The following is a 17,604-nucleotide window of genomic DNA, read 5'->3' as shown; positions in this document are numbered from 1 at the left end:
TTTATATTTGTTGAAAAAATAGGCGAAAAACTTATGATCGACCTCTACACTTTTACCACACCGAACGGGCGCAAAGTCTCGATCGCGCTCGAAGAAATAGGTTTACCCTACAACGTGCACGTCATCGACATCAGAAAAGACGACCAATTTAGCCCGGAGTTCATCGCCATCAACCCCAACAGTAAAATTCCGGCAATAGTCGATCGAGATAACGGCATCACCGTCTTCGAGTCGGGCGCTATCTTGATCTATCTAGCGGAAAAAAGTGGCAAATTTCTCCCGACAGACAAAGAAAAATACTTTCAAGTTATCGAGTGGCTGATGTTTCAAATGGCCAGCGTCGGCCCGATGTTCGGTCAGCTCAACCACTTCAAACGTTTTGCACCAGAACAAATTCCCTATGCGGTGGAGCGCTACGAAAAAGAAGTCTTGCGACTTTACGGAGTATTAGACACTCAATTAGCAAAATACGAATACATCTGCGGCGACTATTCAATTGCCGACATGGCTACCTACCCCTGGGTTGCTATTTACGAATTTCAGGGATTAACCCTCGACAACCACCCCCACCTCAAACGCTGGGTAGAAACATTGCAGCAGCGTCCTGCAGTTGAGCGCGGGATGGCTGTTCCATCTGTGTAAAAATAGAAATTTTTGAACCGCAGACAGACAAAAATATTATCTGCGTTTATCTGCGTTCATCTGCGGTTAAAAAAATCCCGATCTTCTGTCAGCTAGATCGACCGTAATATCCGGTCGGGGCGGGTTGATTGAATCTCTGCTTTGTGTTAGATATCAGGCGCTTTCCCCGCCCCTAGAATTTCTCGGAAAACCCGATCTTTTTGGTGGCTTATCTAGTCACGCACACTCCGCCTACTGATACGCGACACCGATCGCGATCGTACCAGCTATTATTATCATTGTTATTGTTATACACCCTCGCCGATTCTAAATCTCTAGTGCGCGGATTGTAATAATAGTCTCCCTGCGGATACTGGCGAGTCGGTATAGCGCAATAAGTTTGGTCCCTGTCGGCATCTTCAAACCTTACTCTCACCATAGTACGTCTCAGGCGACAATCAAGAGGTCGCAAGCCAAAATCATCTTGCAGAATCCTTTCTCCGTCGTAGCTGCGACTGTTTCTGTCATTGTTTCTGTCGCTGTACCGCCTGTCGTCGCGCCAATCGCTGCTAGCTCGTCTGCCGCCATCAATTCCGGCAACTTCTAGGGTGTAACTTCCTCCCCTAGCAGCATCTTTTGCTAATACTAAAAGTGTGTAATCGCCAGTGCGAGGAATTTGATAATTAAAAGAACGGTCTTGGGTAAAAGCGACTTGTTTGTTGTTTCCGTAAAACAGCACCATGACTGGAGTAAAACCGCGACTTCTATCTGTGTCTAAAAACACTTCTATGTTGTCGCCTTCGCGAGCGCTGAAAGTGTATTCTTGGCCGCGCAATTCTTCTGTGGGAGCTCCGGGTGTCCACATATTTCGGAAACGATAAATCGGGGAAGTGCGGCGAATTACTCCGTCTATGCGATCGTTATTTCGTATCTGTTCGCCAACCGCACTAGAAGAAATCCCGGTAAGTGCCAATCCGGTAACTAGCACAGTGGCAGCAATACTGTTTAACAAGTTGTGTATTTTCATATCTACCTTGGGAAAGTTTTAATTTTTTTGCCTTGAGAAAGCCGACTTTTGCCTGCACAATCCATTTTAAATCTAACTTCTGCCAACTGTATTAACCTCACCCAACCGGACTATTTAGCTGGTGCCAAATCTCAAGTTAAATTTATAGACGCTGATGCCGAATCTAAAGTTGCAATTTGTCGCCGCAAATCAGCAATCCCGATTCACCGTCGATACTCGCCTCAATTCCCATCGGTAAAGCAGCGTTAACTCCTTCGTGGCCAAAGGGTAAATCCGAAACAATGGGAATATTTAGGTCTAAAAGCCGATCGCGCAAAACTTCTTCTATGCTAAAAGTAGGAATCTGCGGGTCAATCTCGCAGCGGCTGAAACGTCCCAAAGCAATCCCCCGCACCCCCGCAAAAGCCCCCGCCATCCGCCACATAGTCAGCATTCGATCGACCCTGTAAGGAGCCTCAGAAACATCCTCAAATGCGAGAATAACCCCGGTCAAATCCGGTTGATACGGGGTTCCGAGCAAATGAGAAGCCACCGTCAGATTCGCCGGAAACAGTCGCCCCGCAGCCTTTCCGCCGCCCCAACCTTTACCTTGCAAAGATGGTAACGGACGGCCTTCTACACAGTCAAAAAGTCGATCGACAGACCAATCCGGTTCCGCGCCCAAAGTTGTCAGCACCGGCCCGTGAACGCCCCAAATCCCCAATTTATCGTGATTCCACAGCAAAGCCGTAATGTCGGAAAAGCCGATTAACCATTTCGGCGCATGGGAATCGGGCATCGGGAATTGGGCATCGGGAATTGGGCATCGGGAATTTTTTCCTTCTGCGACTTTGCCTTTTTCCAAAAGTCGAGTGCTGCCAAAACCGCCTCGAACACACAGAATACCGCGACAATCTGGGTCACTGAGGGCATCTGCTAACTGTCGGACGCGGTTTGTGTCGGAACCGGCCAAGTAGCCAGTGCGATCGTCAAAACCGGGTGTTAATTCAATGCGATAGCCGCGGGATTTCCAAATTTCTACACCCTTTTCAAAGTTAGTTAATTCTCGCAAAGCGCCGCTAGGGGAAATTACTTTGAGCAAATCTCCAGGTTGCAACCATTTAATGTTAGTCATTTGTTATTGGTTATTTGTTATTGGTTATTTGTTATTTGTTATTGGTTATTTGTTATTTGTTATTGGTTATTTGTTATTGGTTATTTGTTATACCATTTTTCTCAAGATGTGGTATAGATGAAGTATTAGCCCCACCTTACCAAGGGGGGGTTGGGGGGGTAATATCTAGCGCTACTTTATGAAATTGGTATTATATCGTGTTTGGTGAATCGATCGTAATTCCGTCGGAACGGGTTTTACAGATAATTTCTGACTGCAACAGACAATCTCGCAAACCCACCCCACCTACCCATAAATACAAACCTACCTTGTCGAATTCGAGGCAAATTTCAGGTTGATGTGGGTTATCGGTTGTGGTTGCATCGGAATGATTTAACCACAGAGAGCGCAGAGAACACAGAGGAAGACAATAGAGAGATGAATGCAGGACGATGAAGTGGCGGGGCGGGTTGATCTAGATTGTTGATAATCGTTAGATATTGTCGGTGAAACCCGCCCCTACGGGCTCTGGTTAATTATTGATTTAGGAGTGAGTTTTTGAGATTGTTTGTTAATGATTGCTACGGTAAAGTCAGAATTTCTACCCCGGAATCTGTCACGGCTAGGGTGTGTTCAAATTGAGCAGAAAGTTTTTTATCCTTAGTGATTGCAGTCCAACCGTCGCCCAATATTTCTACTTCCCAAGTTCCCTCGTTAATCATCGGTTCAATGGTAAAAACCATGCCTTTTCTGAGTTTTTTTCCCGTGCCCCGTTTCCCGTAGTGCAAAATTTCCGGTTCGGTGTGAAAAACGCGGTGCACGCCGTGTCCGGCAAAATTTCGCACTACCGAAAAACCCTGTGCTTCAGCATATTCCTGAATTGCTGCACCGATGTCGCCGGTACGAGCACCGGGTTTGACTTCGGCAATTCCTCTTCTCAAACATTCTTCGGTTACTTCTACTAATTTTTTAGCTACTGGTGAAGGTTTTCCCACAAAAAAAGTTTTAGAAGTATCGCCGTGATAACCGTCAACTAAGGGGGTTACGTCTATGTTAATAATGTCGCCTTCTCTGAGAATTTGTTTGGCATTGGGGATGCCGTGACAGACTACTTCATTGACGCTGGCGCACAGAGATTTTGGAAAGCCTTTGTAACCTAAAGGAGCACTTTTTGCTCCGCGTTCTACAGTCCAACGTTCGGCTTCGTCGTTAATTTGGAGGGTGCTAACTCCTGGTTTAATCATTGGTTCGAGATGCAACAGAAGCTGAGCTGCTAAGCGGCCTGCTTGACGCATTTTTTCCACTTCTCTGCTCGATAAAAGCACTAAACGTTCAGTTGCCATAGTTGTTTTTTTTGTCTTTTTTTGTGGTCGATTAAGAGTTTATTTAACTCAATTTTAGAATAGATTTGAACCAGCTTTCAAATCGATCGCCCAAAGCACCCAAAGAATATTCTACCTCTGCTTGTCGCCGGCAAGCGCTGCGGTCTATTTGGTCGATTCGGGCGATCGCGCTTACCAAGCCATTTACGCTGTCAGGCTCCACTAAAAAGCCCGTCACGCCGTCTCGAACAATTTCGGCGGGGCCCCCGCGCGCGTAGGAAATCACGGGCACACCGCACGCTAAAGCCTCGATCGCCACATTTCCAAAAGCTTCTACCCAGCGCGGTGTCATCAACAAGGCTCGGCACTGGCGCACTTGTTCTTGCATTTGGGTTGTTGTCAGAAACCCTAAATATTCTACCGGAGCATCCGGGTAATCTGCACAAATTTTTTGCCAATAATCCTCATCCTGCATTTTGCCCATAATTTTTAGGGGAATGCCTGTAATTTTTGCTGCCGCCACTGCATCTTCTAAGCCTTTCTCCGGGGCGATGCGGCCCAGCCAAGCTAATTTTGATTGTGGTTGGCTGCAAAATTCGTACAGCGATAAATCTATGCCGCTTCCCAACAACTGACATTCTGCGGCAAAGGCAAAGGTTTCGGCTTGGGAAGCGGTGTAAACTCCGATCGTACCGGGAAATTGGGCGGCGGTTTGTTCGGCGATGCGATCGAGCGATCGCACCAGAGAGCCCATACTGATAAAATGGGCGATCGGAGTCCTAAAAAAAGGTGTCAAATAAAACGGCAACCAATCGTAGGCAAAATTAACAATTACATCCCATTCATCCTGAACTTGGCGCGCGTATTCCCACATATTCGCCAGCACAGCATCGGCGGGCATCACGATAGAATCATTGTAATCTTGTGTTTGGGCAGTTACTTGCAAATCCCCCGCGATTTCGATTACTGGAATTGATTCTAAGACTGAACCGACTGGTGCTACAACTGTGATTTTATGACCGCGCCGGTGCAATTCTTTTGCAATATTCAGAACTGTAAGTTCGACTCCGCCGCCCAACCCCGAACCGAGTTGACCGACAGATGTTGATAGAAACAATAATTTTAAAGAGTTATTAGTAGTCATTAGTCATTAGTCATTAGTCATCAGTCATTTATTTTAGCACAGGATCGATCGCCGTAACGTTTCGGTTTGCATCGGAATAATATTTGTCCGATTGCAGTGCTGTCACGAGTTCGCGATCGCACTGCATTCAGATCGCATCTGTTCGATTGACCGGAATAAAACTCGTTCGTAGCGCCGACCGTTTTTGTTATTAATAATCGACCGCACATGATATGACTGTTAACTGTTGACTGTTAACTGTTGACTGTTGACTGTTAACTGTTAACTGTTAACTGTTAACTGTTAACTGTTAACTGTTGACTGTTGACTGTTGACTGTTGACTGTTGACTGTTGACTGTTAACTGTTGACTGTTAACTGTTGTTACCAATGCCCAATGCCCAATGCCCAATGCCCAATGCCCAATGCCCAATGCCCAATGCCCAATGCCCAATGACTATTGACTAATGACTAATGACTATTGACTAATGACTAATGACTAATGACTAATCATCTTTTTCAGAACGAGGATGGATGCGATTCAACTGATTGATTGCCCAGCGAGCAGTCTCCTGAACTTCTGGATCTGGATCGTCAGTCGCGCGGTGCAATAAATGACTGATTTGATTCACCATTTCGTAAATTCGAGTCAAGTCGCGAATCGCATTTTTCCTCACTTCTGGATTTTCATTTTGCAGGGAAATTGACCAGGCATTATTCATGGGTTTGAGCGTGCGAATCCCAATTTCCGAGACACTTGCCAAAATTAAACTGTACTGGTTTGAGTCGGAACTTGCTAGCAAATCCAGCAGCGGCTCAACTGCTCTGGAATCTCCCTGCTGGCCGAGTTCCCAAATTGCTTTGCGCCTGCGAGCCGGATTTAAGTGCTGCAAATCTTCAATCAGTTCTTCAATAATATCAACTTTAAGCCGATGATCGCCAGTTTCGGGAAAATAACTGTTTTGGTTCTGACTCGCTAGCGAATAAGCTCGATTAGTTGTTTCGGGAATGTTGAAACCTGTGTCGCTGTAGCCGTTGCTGTTAGTTTCCAAGGGCCCGCTGCCGGCATTAATTCGATCGCCGTCCACCCCTGCACCCTCAGATTCCGATGGGCCAGATTCTAAGATAAACGGTAAAGGTCGATCGCTGTTGTCGAGACTGTAGCCTGCTGAAAAATCCAAACGATCGGGCAATACTGGCGGCAGTTTTGGTTCTTCAGAAGAAACATCTCGGTGTCCAATTGGGCCAGAGTTTCTCTGAGGATTGGGATTGGTGGGTCGATAGTTTCTAGGGTTGTGGCGATCGCCTCTTCCCCGTCTTCGCCTAGAATTATTTGACTCGTCGTTGCTAACTAATTTCAGCATGATAAATACTGCCGCTGCCGTGATGACAACTGCTGCCAAACCCAACACTAACAATCCCCGCTGGCGAGACAAAATGACGATTAGATTGGAGATTGATTTGGGAATTTTGGAATTGGATTTTGGCGGTTTGGACGGCTTAGATTTGTTTTTATCGGCCCCTGGAGAGGGTTTTGGAGAATTGGAGTCCGGGCGATCGTCCGGGCGATCGTCCGCCTGAGCAATTTCTTGGGAAACAGCCCGGTAGGACGCATTGAGAGTCTGTTGCCTTCCGTCCGCAGTTGGACTGAAGGCAGCGCCCAGACAAGCAATACAGGTCAATAAACATAGAGTGGAGCGGTAGTGCGCCATAGGACTCAATCGGGGTTTTGAGAGGCAACGCCGCGAGACGAGCTTTAGTGTAACCGTAACCTTGAGTTAGCTCGATCCTAGCTGCTATGCGCCCAACTAACTCACAAATAGCACGCCTTCTCACAAAAAAATCTTCGGTGGAGACGGCAGCGATCGAATTCTCGATCGTACAATTGCCTCAATAACGCCGGCGGAGGCGGAGGCGACATCCGCAAAGTCCATTGCTACACCTAGCTGAGGCGATTGTTGCTTGCCGTCGATTTCTGACAGATAGCGTCCCGCCAGCCAGAGTTTAACCGTTTCGCCGCACCGGTCGCGATCGCTTTTATCTTCGTCTGGGCAGCCATTTGGACGCAGAGGATTTGTAGCGGCAACCAGAAACCCGGTTTTTGATTGTATTTCTGGCGGATTTACCGCATATTTTCACTATGTTTATTTGTACTCATTTAGCTAAGTTAGATCGATCGGTATTTAATCCTGTTTCACAAAATCTGATATAAGATAGAACTAACTTTTTCGTGTGAGAGTAGAGGCATTTGTGAGCCAACAAGACATCTTAAAATTAGCAAAAGAAGGCGACCCAAGGGCGATCGCATTTCTGATCGGCCAAGCACTCCACAGCTTCGGCGTCACAGCTAAAGCCAGCCTGGAAAATGACACCCTGCACCTGCTGCTAGAAGCAGAAAAATTGCCCGCAGAACCAGCCTGTCTGCGAGTCGCAGTCAAAGGGTTGCAGCGGCTGCAACCAAATAACATTTACTCCCTAACAGTATACGGGCGGCAGATCGGTCAACAACTGCCCGCTTGGACTCAGACAGTAGAATTTAAAAAACCCGTCAGCGTACCCGCACCCGTCAGCGTACCCGCACCCGTCAGCGTACCCGCAGCCCGAATTCCTGCGGCCTCCGCCAGTGTACGCACAGCCCCAATTCCTGTGACTTTGCCAACCATAGAAAAAACTCACAGTGTTGTCACAACAGCGCCCGCTCAAAGACCAGAAAAAAACCCGCCCCAACCACGGAAAACCCCAACTCCCAAACCCACAAACCAACGGCAGCAAAAGCCATCGCCCCGGCCAAACTTAGCCCGCACCAAAACTAAAAACCCTTGGCTGTCAGTAGGTATTCTGAGTCTGATTCTCGTGCCGGTATCCGGCTTTGTTTTCCGTTCTCAATTTTACAAATCCTCAAGCACCCCCACCATTAACCCTATCGCATCAAAGCCTGCAGTACCAAAAGTGCGCGAAGTAAAGCTATCGGGCAGGGAATCGACACCAGCGCCAGCGCCCGCAGCCAAACCAGAACCAGCTCCAAAACCCCCCTCCCCGGCAGCACAAAAACCCGTCAATCTCCCCGCAACAGTCAGCATCAAAGCCGTTGGCGACATCATCCCCGGCACCAATTTTCCCTACAACAAACTGCCGGCAAATAAAGATAGTTTATTTAAATCGGTAAAACCGTACCTTCAAGGAGCCGACATTCTGTTTGGCAATTTTGAAAGCACGATGACGAATTACCCTTACAGCTCCAAAGGAGTGGGCGGAGGAATGCTGTTTGCCTTTCGGACTCCTCCGAGTTATGCCAAAATCTTCAAAGATGTTGGTTTTGATATTTTGAATGTGGCCAACAATCACTCTTACGATTTTCACGAGCAGGGATTTAAGGACACGATCAAAAACATCGACAGCAACGGCATGAAAGCAGTTGGCAAAAGAAACCAAATTGTTTATCAAAATGTCAAGGGCGTGAATGTTGCTTTTATCGGTTTCAGCAACTACGGCGAAGTTCACAATTCCTTGCTGGAACTACAAGCGGGAGCAGAAGTTGTCAAAAAAGCGAAGCAAAAGGCTGATATTGTAGTGATATCAGTTCATGCTGGAGCTGAAGGAACCGGAGCTCAGAATGTGAGAAATAAAACCGAGTTCTTTTACGGAGAAAACCGGGGAAATATGGTTGTGTTTTCGCGGACGATGATTGATGCGGGAGCGGATTTGATTTTAGGACACGGCCCGCACGTTACCAGAGCTTTGGAACTTTACAAGGGGAAATTGATTGCTTATTCCCTGGGCAATTTCATGGGTTATCGCACTTTGTCTACAGCCGGAGCACTTGGTCAATCTCTGATTTTGGATGTAAAAATGAATCCGCAAGGGGATTTTGTTTCTGGTAAGATTATCCCCGTCGAACTTGACAGCAAAGGTATTCCGTCTGTGGATAAAGATTTTAGGAGTGTGGGGTTGATTCGCCGTTTGACAAAGAGCGATTTTCCCAACACAGATTTGACAATTGATAACAAGGGACAAATTTTGAAAAAGAGTAAGTAGTCAGTTGGCAGTTGGCAGTTGGCAGTTGGCAGTTGACTGTTAACTGTTGACTGTTAACTGTTGACTGTTAACTGTTGACTGTTGACTGTTGACTGTTGAATGTTGACTGTTAACTGTTGACTGTTGACTGTTGCCAACTAACAACTAACAACTAACAACTAACAACTAACAACTAACAACTCACAACTAACAACTAACAACTAACAACTGCCAACTGCCAACTGCCTAGTCAAAACTCATTGCTTTCAAAGCTTCTTTCATTTCGTCTGCTGTCGTCGTCGCGGTACCGAATTGACGCACGACAATGCTAGCCGCTAAATTGCCCAAAACTGCCGCTTCCCAACCGGATGCACCGACGCACAAAGCTAAAGTCATTGCTGCTACTACTGTATCTCCAGCACCGGTTACATCAAATACATCTGTCTTGTTAAAAGGGGGAATATCCCAGCTTTGAATGGCAAATTCCCCGTTTTCACAAGTCGATGTTGGAGGGGGTGAGTTTTTGATGGCTTCGCCCTTGGCTCTTTCAAACAAACTCATCCCTTCTTCGCCGCGAGTAATCAGGATTTTTTGAGCTTGAGTTAAGTTCAACAAGTCGCGTCCTGCCTGCATTAAAGTTTGAGGGTTTTTGATAGCATATCCGACTGCTTGTTCGGCTTCGGGCAGGTTGGGAGTAAACAGCATTGCTCCAGAATATCGCTGCAAATCTGTTTGAGCGTCTACGATTGTTTTGCCGGGAACTACTGCCGATCCGATCGCCAAATTGGTCAAAACTCCGTCGCCGTAGTCGGAACAAACCACGGCATCTACTGTCGGGATTTGCTGCCGGATGTAGTCTGCTAATTGCAACTGCAAGTCTAAATCCGGCAACTCGTCAGATTTGCGATCGACTCGGACAATTTGCTGAGTCACTGACTGTCGCGCGTGCCCGGAAATTCGAGTTTTGGTGACAGTCGGACGCTGCGAATCGATGAAAATCCCGCCCGTATCAATTCCCGCAGCCTCAAAAATACCGCACAAAGCCTTTCCCTGGTCGTCTTTTCCTACCAAACCGGCAACTTTGACTTTGCCTCCCAGTTTGGCTAAATTGTAGACAGCATTTGCGCCACCTCCGGGTAGTTGCCGAGTATTTTCGTAGCGCAAAATCAACACAGGTGCTTCGCGGGAAATTCGCTCTACTTGTCCGGTAAGAAACTCGTCCAAGGTCAAATCTCCGATCGCTAATACCTGCGCTCGATCGAAGCAGTCTAATCTTTTCAATAATTGCTCTGTTGAGGCACGCAGTTGAGGCAAAAAATCGGAATAGTCGTTAGTCATTAACCAAAAAAATGAGACTGAGGAGTTGATTGTTGAGCAGGGGACGAGCAGCAGTTAAAAATCCTAATAAAGATTAATAATTGATTTCCTCCCTGGTTTGATTTTTAACTTTTAATTGACTGTCTCGCTTTGATTGTGAGAAACTCGTTGCAGGATGCAGGCGATCGCACTCGCTCAACAAACTTTGCAAATAATTGCATCAAAAATCAAAACAAAGTTTCACGGTGTAGAAGTTTCCTCCTACATAAGTGCCTTCAAAAAACAGCATAATTATTTCAATTTTTGCTTGATAATCGCAATCACCTGAGACATTTGTTTTTTGAGTGCATCAATTTCCGCTTGCATTTTTGCCATTTTCAGGGTCATCGCCTGAATGTCGGCAGCGCCCGCTCCTGAGCTTGATGCTGCGGCGGCTTCGGGCACTGGTTTCTTTTTGGCCAGTACCATCGCCGATTTGATCGCCTCGGTTAGCTGCTTCTTCTCAAAGGGTTTGGCGATGAATGCAAAAAAATGTTTCTCGAAGGGTTTGGGAATTTTTTCCATCACCTCTTCTTCGCGACCCGACATGATCACCAAAGGTATCTTGGAAAGCTCGGCGTGGGCTTGCACTTTTTGATACACTTCCCAACCGCTGACTTTGGGCAGCAGGAAATCTAACATAATTAGATTCGGGCGGGCTTGGCGGATCAGTTTGAGTCCCTCTTCGCCGTCTTTTGCTTCTAGAACTTCAAAGTTACCTTGGGGCAACATCTCTCGGACTCGAACTCGGATGACTTTACTGTCATCGATTACCAAGATTTTTTGACCAGCCACGACTGACTCCTTCAGTAATGAGTGATGATTCGCATCCTTTAGTATATCCCTAAGAGAATTCTAGCCAGAATTCTGGGCAATATTGTTTTGCTGCAACGATCGCGCGATTTTGATTTGGGGTTGTATTCCTACAAGTTCAGGGACTTTGATTTCGGATAGGATCTAAGACATTAACTCGATCGCCCTTAAATTTTATGTCGCCCCAGACTCCTCAAACTCCTACTGTCAAAGCAACTGCCGCCCAAATGCGGGGTGAAATCGAAGCGATGCCGGAATGGCTGCGACGGCCTCTTGGCAAAGCTAGCGAACTTTCCCAAGTCCAGAAAATTATTAAACAGCGGCAAATTCACACGATTTGCGAGGAGGGCAGATGTCCCAACCGGGGCGAGTGCTACGCCCAACAAACGGCGACTTTTTTGTTGATGGGGCCAACTTGCACGCGCGCTTGTGCTTTTTGTCAAGTAGATAAAGGTCATTCTCCGATGCCCCTAGACCCGGAGGAACCGCAAAAGGTGGCGGAAGCGGTGCAATTGTCGGGCTTGCGCTATGCGGAGCTGACTTCGGTGGCGAGGGACGATTTGCCGGATGGGGGTGCGGGTTGGTTTGCAAGGACGATCGCCCAAATCCGCCTCTTAAACCCGGATACTGAAGTTGAGGTACTGACGCCGGATTTTTGGGGAGGAATCGGTAGGGGCGGTGCCCCCGTGCCCGCCCTCCTGACCCCGGATTTTTGGGGAAGAATCGGTAGGGGCGGTGCCCCCGTGCCCGCCCTCCCCGTGCGTGCCTCCGACGGGGAGAATTCCGAGCTCGATGAGTTGCAGCGAGAGCGGATTCGGACGGTGGTAGAGGCGAAGCCGGCTTGTTACAACCACAATATTGAGACGGTGCGGCGGTTGCAAGGGCCGGTGCGGAGGGGGGCTAAGTACGATCGCTCGATCGGCGTTCTCCGTATTGTCAAGGAATTTGACCCAACTATTCCCACCAAATCCGGTTTGATGTTGGGCCACGGGGAAACTGCAGCCGAGATTGTCGAAGCGATGGCCGATTTGCGGGATGCCAAGTGCGATCGGCTCACCCTCGGTCAATACATGAGACCATCTCTAGAACACCTCCCAGTGCGTAAATACTGGACTCCGGCCGAATTTGACCGTTTTGGGTCGATCGCCAGAGAGATGGGGTTTGAGCGCGTGCGATCGGGGCCTCTCGTCCGCAGTTCGTACCACGCCGGAGAGAGCGATTGAAAGCAATCTCTATTCCACCGGGTAGAAACTCCTAGTTACAAAAAATAACACTAGAGGAGTGTGCTGATGTGCGACGCTCTCTGCTATTTGTGAATAGAGTGACAACAAATAAATTTGGACTTTGACTTATGGCAGAGATAGCGAAGAATCAATTAAACTCTGACTCCGTTATGAAAACGGGCAAACCGCCTTACACCTTTCGGATGGCCTGGTTTCTGTTGCTGTTAGGTATCAATTTTCTCGTTGCAGGCTACTATTTCCATATCATCCAGTAGTTCTGCAATTTGACTGTTAGCAGCCGCTGTTCCCGCCTGCACTTAACCCTGTTTTTGGCTGGCGGGATCGGCAACTGCGATCGGAACGGGCTTTTGGGCCCGTTCCACAATCGATCGAGTTTTGGGTGGAACAGGCCCAAAAGCCAGTGCCTAATCTAAAATCTAAAATCTAAAATCTAAAATTTGCTGACTCCAGCTTCGAGAGTCGCTCTTTGATTTTAATTACGTCTTCCTTGGTCTCGATCGCCAAAGTTGCTAAATTGTCAAACATCGGGTCTCCCGAAAGCCTTCTCGGATTGGTCTTACCAGAACCAGGAGGGTTCGGAGACTGAGGCCTGTTAACTCTAGAACCTTGATTTTGCAAACTGTAGATTTGTCCTCTGAGTTCAGAAATTTGACTTTCTAATTGAGTAATGCGAAACTCTAATTGACTTGTGGATTGAGCGGGCGTAAAAATTGGCGCAACAGCAATTGCTAAAACGCAAGCCAGACACAAAAGACAGATTTTTATGGCGCGATGGCGAATATTTTTCGGCATAGCTTTAATATTTTAAATTATAATACCAAACAAGAGTGACGCACCCCCTTTATGATGCGGTATGGTGCGTCGCTACCGAATCGTTGCGAGAGCTCGCCAGAATTGTTTCGGGCGACGCACCCTACTTTTACGAAGGCATAAAGGGGGTATCATACCCGGATTTGGTATACCAGTTCTACGATAACAAATCGCCGCTATTTTTGGTCTCTATCAGAAGTATGTCTTGTCAATACTCCGGACTGTTTTTGGAACGAGACTACAAGCTTTACAGGGCAAGGATCATAAATAAAGTCGAATTACAGCATATACCGGGAATATGCTGTATATTTCTAGCTTGGCTGCAAAAGTGATATGCTCCCGACTTTTTTAACTTAGTATTAAGCATCTTCGCCCCAAAATTTTAGTTGCACATAAACTAATATCAAAGCTACAGCCATCAGGAAAGTTGCCGCAGCGGCTGCATAACCAAAATCAAATTGCGAAAAAGCTTGCTCGTAAATATAATAAACTAGCAAATTAGTAGAGTTCAAAGGGCCGCCGCCGGTGATGACATAAACTTGCTCGAAACTCCGCAGGGTAAAAATAGCTGTTGTCACCGTAGCAAATATTAAAGTCGGCCGCAAGCCTGGTAAAGTGATGTACAAAAATTGTTGCCAAGCATTAGCTCCGTCCAATTCTGCCGCTTCGTAACGATTTATGGGAATTGCTTGCAATCCTGCTAAAAATACTACCATATTAAAGCCTAATTGTTTCCAAACACTGAGCAGAATTATTACTGGCATTGCCCAAAATGTGCTGCTAAGCCACGGAATTGGATTTAGACCGATCGCCATTAAGATATCATTCACCGGGCCTTGGGTTTGAAACAACCACCGCCAACCCAAGCCAACTGCAACTAAAGAGGTAATCGAAGGGATAAAATAAGCGGTGCGGAGAGCGCCCCGCCAAGCAAACGAGCGATTTAGCAGCACTGCTAAACCCAAAGGAATTACTAAACTGGGAATGACTGTGGCGGTAGTAAAATAGATCGTGTTTTGGAGAACTTGCCAAAAATCCGGGTTAGTGAGGAGACGCAAGTAGTTGTTCAAACCAATTAAACGCACTCCCGACTGGGTAAAGCTGCCGCTGGTAAAGCTGAGGTAAAATAAATAGGCGATCGGCCAAATCAAAAAAGTACCCAGAAACAGCAAAGCCGGCGCGAGGAAAGTCCAAGCTGCGATCGACTCATTGTCCAACCAGTTAAAACGCCCAAATTTAATCCGAACCATTTGCTTGTAAATATTAGCTTTTAGCTTTAAATAATATCACAATATAGGTCAATCTCAAAATGAACCTTCTCGATATATTATCTAACTTACCCACTATAGAAACTGATAGACTGCTGCTCAGAAAAATTACTTTAAACGATGCCAACGATATGTTTGAGTATGCTTCTAATCCCGAAGTGTCGGAATACACAATGTGGTCAACTCACACCTCGCTGGAAGATACTAAATATTTTATCAAGTCACTGATAAAAATGTACAAAAAACGAGAGCTGGTAGATTGGGGAATTGTCCACAAAGTCGATGAAAAATTTATCGGAACTTGCGGATTTGTGGAGTGGAGCATGAACCACAGCCGCGCCGAAATTGGCTACGCACTTTCTACGAAATATTGGGGCGAAGGATACATGAGCGAGGCTGTCAATGCGGTTATTGAATTCGGCTTTCGGGAGATGCTGCTGAATCGAATTATGGCTCGATGTGAAGTTAACAATATTGCTTCGGCGAGGGTGATGGAAAAGGTGGGGATGCAATTGGAAGGGGTTTTGCGGCAACAGCTATTTGTGAAAGGCAGATATTGGGATCTGAAAATTTATTCGATTCTTAGGGAAGAGTTTTTTGATAATGTTGTAGAATCTCATTGAATATTTTTGATAGCATTTAAGTTGATTCACCTAATTAAAGGTAAAATACGAATTGCTAAAAAGCTTTCTCTGTCTGTCTTTTTCCTTCTTCCTTCTTCCTTCTTTCCTCGTCCTTCTTCCTTCTACTTATGACAGTTAATCCAGTATCTGCTAATTCCAGCGCCAGCCTGATTTCTCCTGAAATTGGCTTTCCTGCGTTAGCGAAGCCCGCCCCTACGGGGGCTGCGCCAACGAAGAGGATCGCTCCGGCTCATCCTCCCTTAAAAATAGGAATTTTAGCTTCAGGAAGTGGCAGCAACTTCGAGGTGATTGCCCAAGCCATCCAAAACCAAGAACTTAATGTTCAAATCCCAGTATTAATTTACAACAATCCCGACGCCAAAGCCGGGACCAGAGCTAAAAAATACGGCATTCCCTCGATTTTGCTCAATCACCGCGATTGCAAAAGCCGCGAAGAATTAGATACAAAAATTGTTAAAACTTTTAAAGCTCATGATGTAGAATGGATAGTGATGGCAGGTTGGATGCGTATCGTCACCAAAGTTTTGCTCGATGCTTTTCCCGACAAAGTTATTAACATTCACCCCAGTTTGCTGCCGAGTTTCCCAGGAATTCGCGCCGTCGAACAAGCACTCGCAGCTAAGGTTAAAATCACCGGATGTACGGTGCACATCGCCCGTTTGGAAGTAGACAGCGGGCCGATTTTAATGCAGGCTGCAGTGCCTGTCTTGCCTGACGATACGGCAGAAACGCTGCACGCCAGGATTCAGGTACAAGAGCACAAGATTATGGTAGGGGCGATCGCCCTGATTGCCGAATCCCATCAAAAACATTGTGACTAAAAACCTCACCAGCGCGGCATCTGTCCCGGAATTACCAGTCAGCGACTCGCCGGAACATCTATGGCCGAGAAATATTATAGCTGGTTGAATGTTCGCCCTGAACCTTGATTCGGCAGCCGTCCCGATGCCAAAGTCTTCGCCGCCAGCGCCGAATTGGGCGAACCGGAAAAAGCACCTATTTTAGATGTCGGTGGGGGTTATGGACGCAATAGTTTACTCTGAGCAAGGTTTGGTGATTCGGTGGATGCGATCGAATTAGGAATGAAAATTTAATAACTTAAGTGATTGCTCGTTACCAGGCTCTGCCTGGTAATGCAGGTCCGGAGGCTCTGCCTCCTTTGAGGAAGGCAACTTACACGAGAGAAGACTGTAGGAGGTGTTTAAGTTATTAAGTTTTCGATCCTTAAATGCGCGACCAGCTTAAAATAACGCACTATGACGCACCCTACAACAAATTTTAGCGGTTAAAATTCCAATTCTAAACCTCAGATGCCCGCAATTGTCCGCAGGCTGCATCGGCCTCTAAACCGCGAGAATACCGCACGCTAACAGCAATTTTCTTCTCCTTCAAAACCGCAACAAAATTGTTGATTCGATTGGGAGTAGGACGCTGATATTCAGCTTCTTGAATCGGATTGTAGGGAATCAAATTGACGTGGCACTGAAAACCGCGCAACTGAGTTGCTAACTCGGCTGCGTGTTCTGGTAAATCATTTACGTTTGCTAAAAGTACGTATTCAAAGCTTAATCTGCGTCCGGTCGATCGCACATATTCCCGACATTCTGCCACTAACTCGCCCAAAGGATAAGGGCGGGCGCTAGGAATTAACTCTTCGCGCAATCTTTGATTGGAAGCGTGGAGGCTGACGGCGAGGGTAATTTGCAGTTGATGTTCGGCTAGTTGGGTGATGCGATTGCGGATTCCGACTGTGGAAACGGTGATGTTGCGCTGTCCAATTCCTACGTCTTGATTCAAACACTTGACAGCAGCTACAACGTTATCGAAATTCAGCAGGGGTTCGCCCATTCCCATAAATACGATGTGGCTGACTCGGTGGCCGAAATCTTGCTGTACTGTCAAGACTTGATCGACGATTTCGTTTACTTCTAAATTGCGCTTGAAACCGCCTTTTCCGGTAGCGCAAAAGTCGCAGCCCATCGCGCAGCCAACTTGGGCTGAGACGCACACTGTCAGCCGTTTTTCGGTGGGAATGCCGACGGTTTCGATGATTTGACCGTCTGCCAATTTTAGGAGATACTTTACCGTAGAGTCTGGTGCGACCGATCGCAAATGAATAGTCGATCGCCCGATCGGGACTTTAGCAACAGTCTCGCGCCACTGTTTAGAGAATACAGAAATCTCAGAGATCGATCGCGCGCCTCTCTCATAAATCCACTGGTACAACTGCTTCCCGCGATAAGCGGGTTGCCCGTTTTGCTGCACCCACT

17 protein-coding genes and 1 pseudogene are annotated in these 17,604 nt (G+C 46.9%); 7 read left to right on the top strand and 11 right to left on the bottom strand.

The window, feature by feature from the left end; genetic code table 11:
* Positions 1–33: 33 nt before the first annotated feature.
* Positions 34–642, top strand: coding sequence for a glutathione S-transferase N-terminal domain-containing protein (locus tag WBA89_RS29000; RefSeq protein WP_424411078.1), 609 nt, complete (start codon positions 34–36; stop codon positions 640–642).
* Between the two features lie 208 nt (positions 643–850).
* Here the strand turns inward: WBA89_RS29000 and WBA89_RS28995 are convergent, their stop codons facing one another.
* From WBA89_RS28995 to WBA89_RS28970, 6 genes are all read right to left on the bottom strand, one after another.
* The gene (locus WBA89_RS28995) at positions 851–1,648 is read right to left on the bottom strand and encodes a hypothetical protein (RefSeq protein ID WP_424411077.1); all 798 of its coding nucleotides are present in this window, start codon (positions 1,646–1,648) and stop codon (positions 851–853) included.
* A 163-nt stretch (positions 1,649–1,811) separates the two neighbouring features.
* Positions 1,812–2,762 carry a S66 peptidase family protein gene (locus tag WBA89_RS28990; RefSeq protein WP_424411076.1) on the bottom strand — a complete coding sequence of 317 codons (951 nt, stop codon included), beginning with the start codon at positions 2,760–2,762 and terminating at the stop codon, positions 1,812–1,814.
* 560 nt (positions 2,763–3,322) lie between these two features.
* A complete protein-coding gene (map, locus tag WBA89_RS28985) occupies positions 3,323–4,084 on the bottom strand; it encodes a type I methionyl aminopeptidase (protein WP_424411075.1) in 762 nt (253 codons plus the stop codon).
* 43 nt (positions 4,085–4,127) lie between these two features.
* Positions 4,128–5,207, bottom strand: a complete 1,080-nt coding sequence (locus WBA89_RS28980; RefSeq protein ID WP_424411074.1) for a glycosyltransferase family 4 protein — start codon at positions 5,205–5,207, stop codon at positions 4,128–4,130.
* A gap of 282 nt (positions 5,208–5,489) precedes the next feature.
* A complete protein-coding gene (locus WBA89_RS28975) occupies positions 5,490–5,639 on the bottom strand; it encodes a D-galactonate transporter (protein ID WP_424411073.1) in 150 nt (49 codons plus the stop codon).
* A 52-nt stretch (positions 5,640–5,691) separates the two neighbouring features.
* Positions 5,692–6,549, bottom strand: a complete 858-nt coding sequence (locus WBA89_RS28970; protein ID WP_424411072.1) for a HEAT repeat domain-containing protein — start codon at positions 6,547–6,549, stop codon at positions 5,692–5,694.
* Between WBA89_RS28970 and WBA89_RS28965 the strand changes: the two genes are divergently transcribed.
* Positions 6,548–6,766, top strand: a complete 219-nt coding sequence (locus tag WBA89_RS28965) for a hypothetical protein (RefSeq protein ID WP_424411071.1) — start codon at positions 6,548–6,550, stop codon at positions 6,764–6,766. The genes WBA89_RS28970 and WBA89_RS28965 overlap by 2 nt on opposite strands.
* 669 nt (positions 6,767–7,435) lie before the next feature.
* Positions 7,436–9,220, top strand: a complete 1,785-nt coding sequence (locus WBA89_RS28960; RefSeq protein WP_424411069.1) for a CapA family protein — start codon at positions 7,436–7,438, stop codon at positions 9,218–9,220.
* Between the two features lie 225 nt (positions 9,221–9,445).
* On the opposite strand, the gene WBA89_RS28955 is transcribed toward WBA89_RS28960, so the two are convergent.
* A complete protein-coding gene (locus WBA89_RS28955; RefSeq protein ID WP_424411068.1) occupies positions 9,446–10,537 on the bottom strand; it encodes a bifunctional heptose 7-phosphate kinase/heptose 1-phosphate adenyltransferase in 1,092 nt (363 codons plus the stop codon).
* Between the two features lie 270 nt (positions 10,538–10,807).
* The gene (locus WBA89_RS28950) at positions 10,808–11,350 is read right to left on the bottom strand and encodes a response regulator (protein WP_424411067.1); all 543 of its coding nucleotides are present in this window, start codon (positions 11,348–11,350) and stop codon (positions 10,808–10,810) included.
* A 194-nt stretch (positions 11,351–11,544) separates the two neighbouring features.
* Between WBA89_RS28950 and WBA89_RS28945 the strand changes: the two genes are divergently transcribed.
* Both WBA89_RS28945 and WBA89_RS28940 read left to right on the top strand, forming a co-directional pair.
* The gene (locus tag WBA89_RS28945) at positions 11,545–12,591 is read left to right on the top strand and encodes a lipoyl synthase (protein ID WP_424411066.1); all 1,047 of its coding nucleotides are present in this window, start codon (positions 11,545–11,547) and stop codon (positions 12,589–12,591) included.
* Positions 12,592–12,719: 128 nt separating this feature from the next.
* Positions 12,720–12,815 (top strand): annotated as a pseudogene (locus WBA89_RS28940) (Photosystem I protein); the annotation flags it as partial.
* A 220-nt stretch (positions 12,816–13,035) separates the two neighbouring features.
* Here WBA89_RS28940 and WBA89_RS28935 read toward each other — a convergent pair.
* Both WBA89_RS28935 and WBA89_RS28930 read right to left on the bottom strand, forming a co-directional pair.
* Positions 13,036–13,404 (bottom strand): hypothetical protein, encoded by a 369-nt coding sequence (locus tag WBA89_RS28935; RefSeq protein ID WP_424411065.1) that lies wholly within the window; start codon positions 13,402–13,404, stop codon positions 13,036–13,038.
* Between the two features lie 377 nt (positions 13,405–13,781).
* On the bottom strand, positions 13,782–14,672 hold the full coding sequence (locus WBA89_RS28930) for a carbohydrate ABC transporter permease (RefSeq protein WP_424411064.1): 891 nt from the start codon (positions 14,670–14,672) through the stop codon (positions 13,782–13,784).
* A 59-nt stretch (positions 14,673–14,731) separates the two neighbouring features.
* On the opposite strand from WBA89_RS28930, the gene WBA89_RS28925 reads away from it, so the two are divergent.
* Positions 14,732–15,313, top strand: a complete 582-nt coding sequence (locus WBA89_RS28925) for a GNAT family N-acetyltransferase (protein ID WP_424411063.1) — start codon at positions 14,732–14,734, stop codon at positions 15,311–15,313.
* A 128-nt stretch (positions 15,314–15,441) separates the two neighbouring features.
* Positions 15,442–16,155, top strand: coding sequence for a phosphoribosylglycinamide formyltransferase (purN, locus tag WBA89_RS28920; RefSeq protein WP_424411062.1), 714 nt, complete (start codon positions 15,442–15,444; stop codon positions 16,153–16,155).
* A 478-nt stretch (positions 16,156–16,633) separates the two neighbouring features.
* On the opposite strand, the gene rlmN is transcribed toward purN, so the two are convergent.
* Positions 16,634–17,604 (bottom strand): 23S rRNA (adenine(2503)-C(2))-methyltransferase RlmN (gene rlmN, locus WBA89_RS28915; RefSeq protein WP_424411061.1); only part of this gene is annotated, 971 nt, incomplete at its 5' end.

Origin of the sequence: Microcoleus sp., from assembly GCF_049646505.1 — a bacterium.
Taxonomy (GTDB): domain Bacteria; phylum Cyanobacteriota; class Cyanobacteriia; order Cyanobacteriales; family Microcoleaceae; genus Microcoleus.
This window is presented reverse-complemented; position numbering and strand designations above follow the sequence as displayed.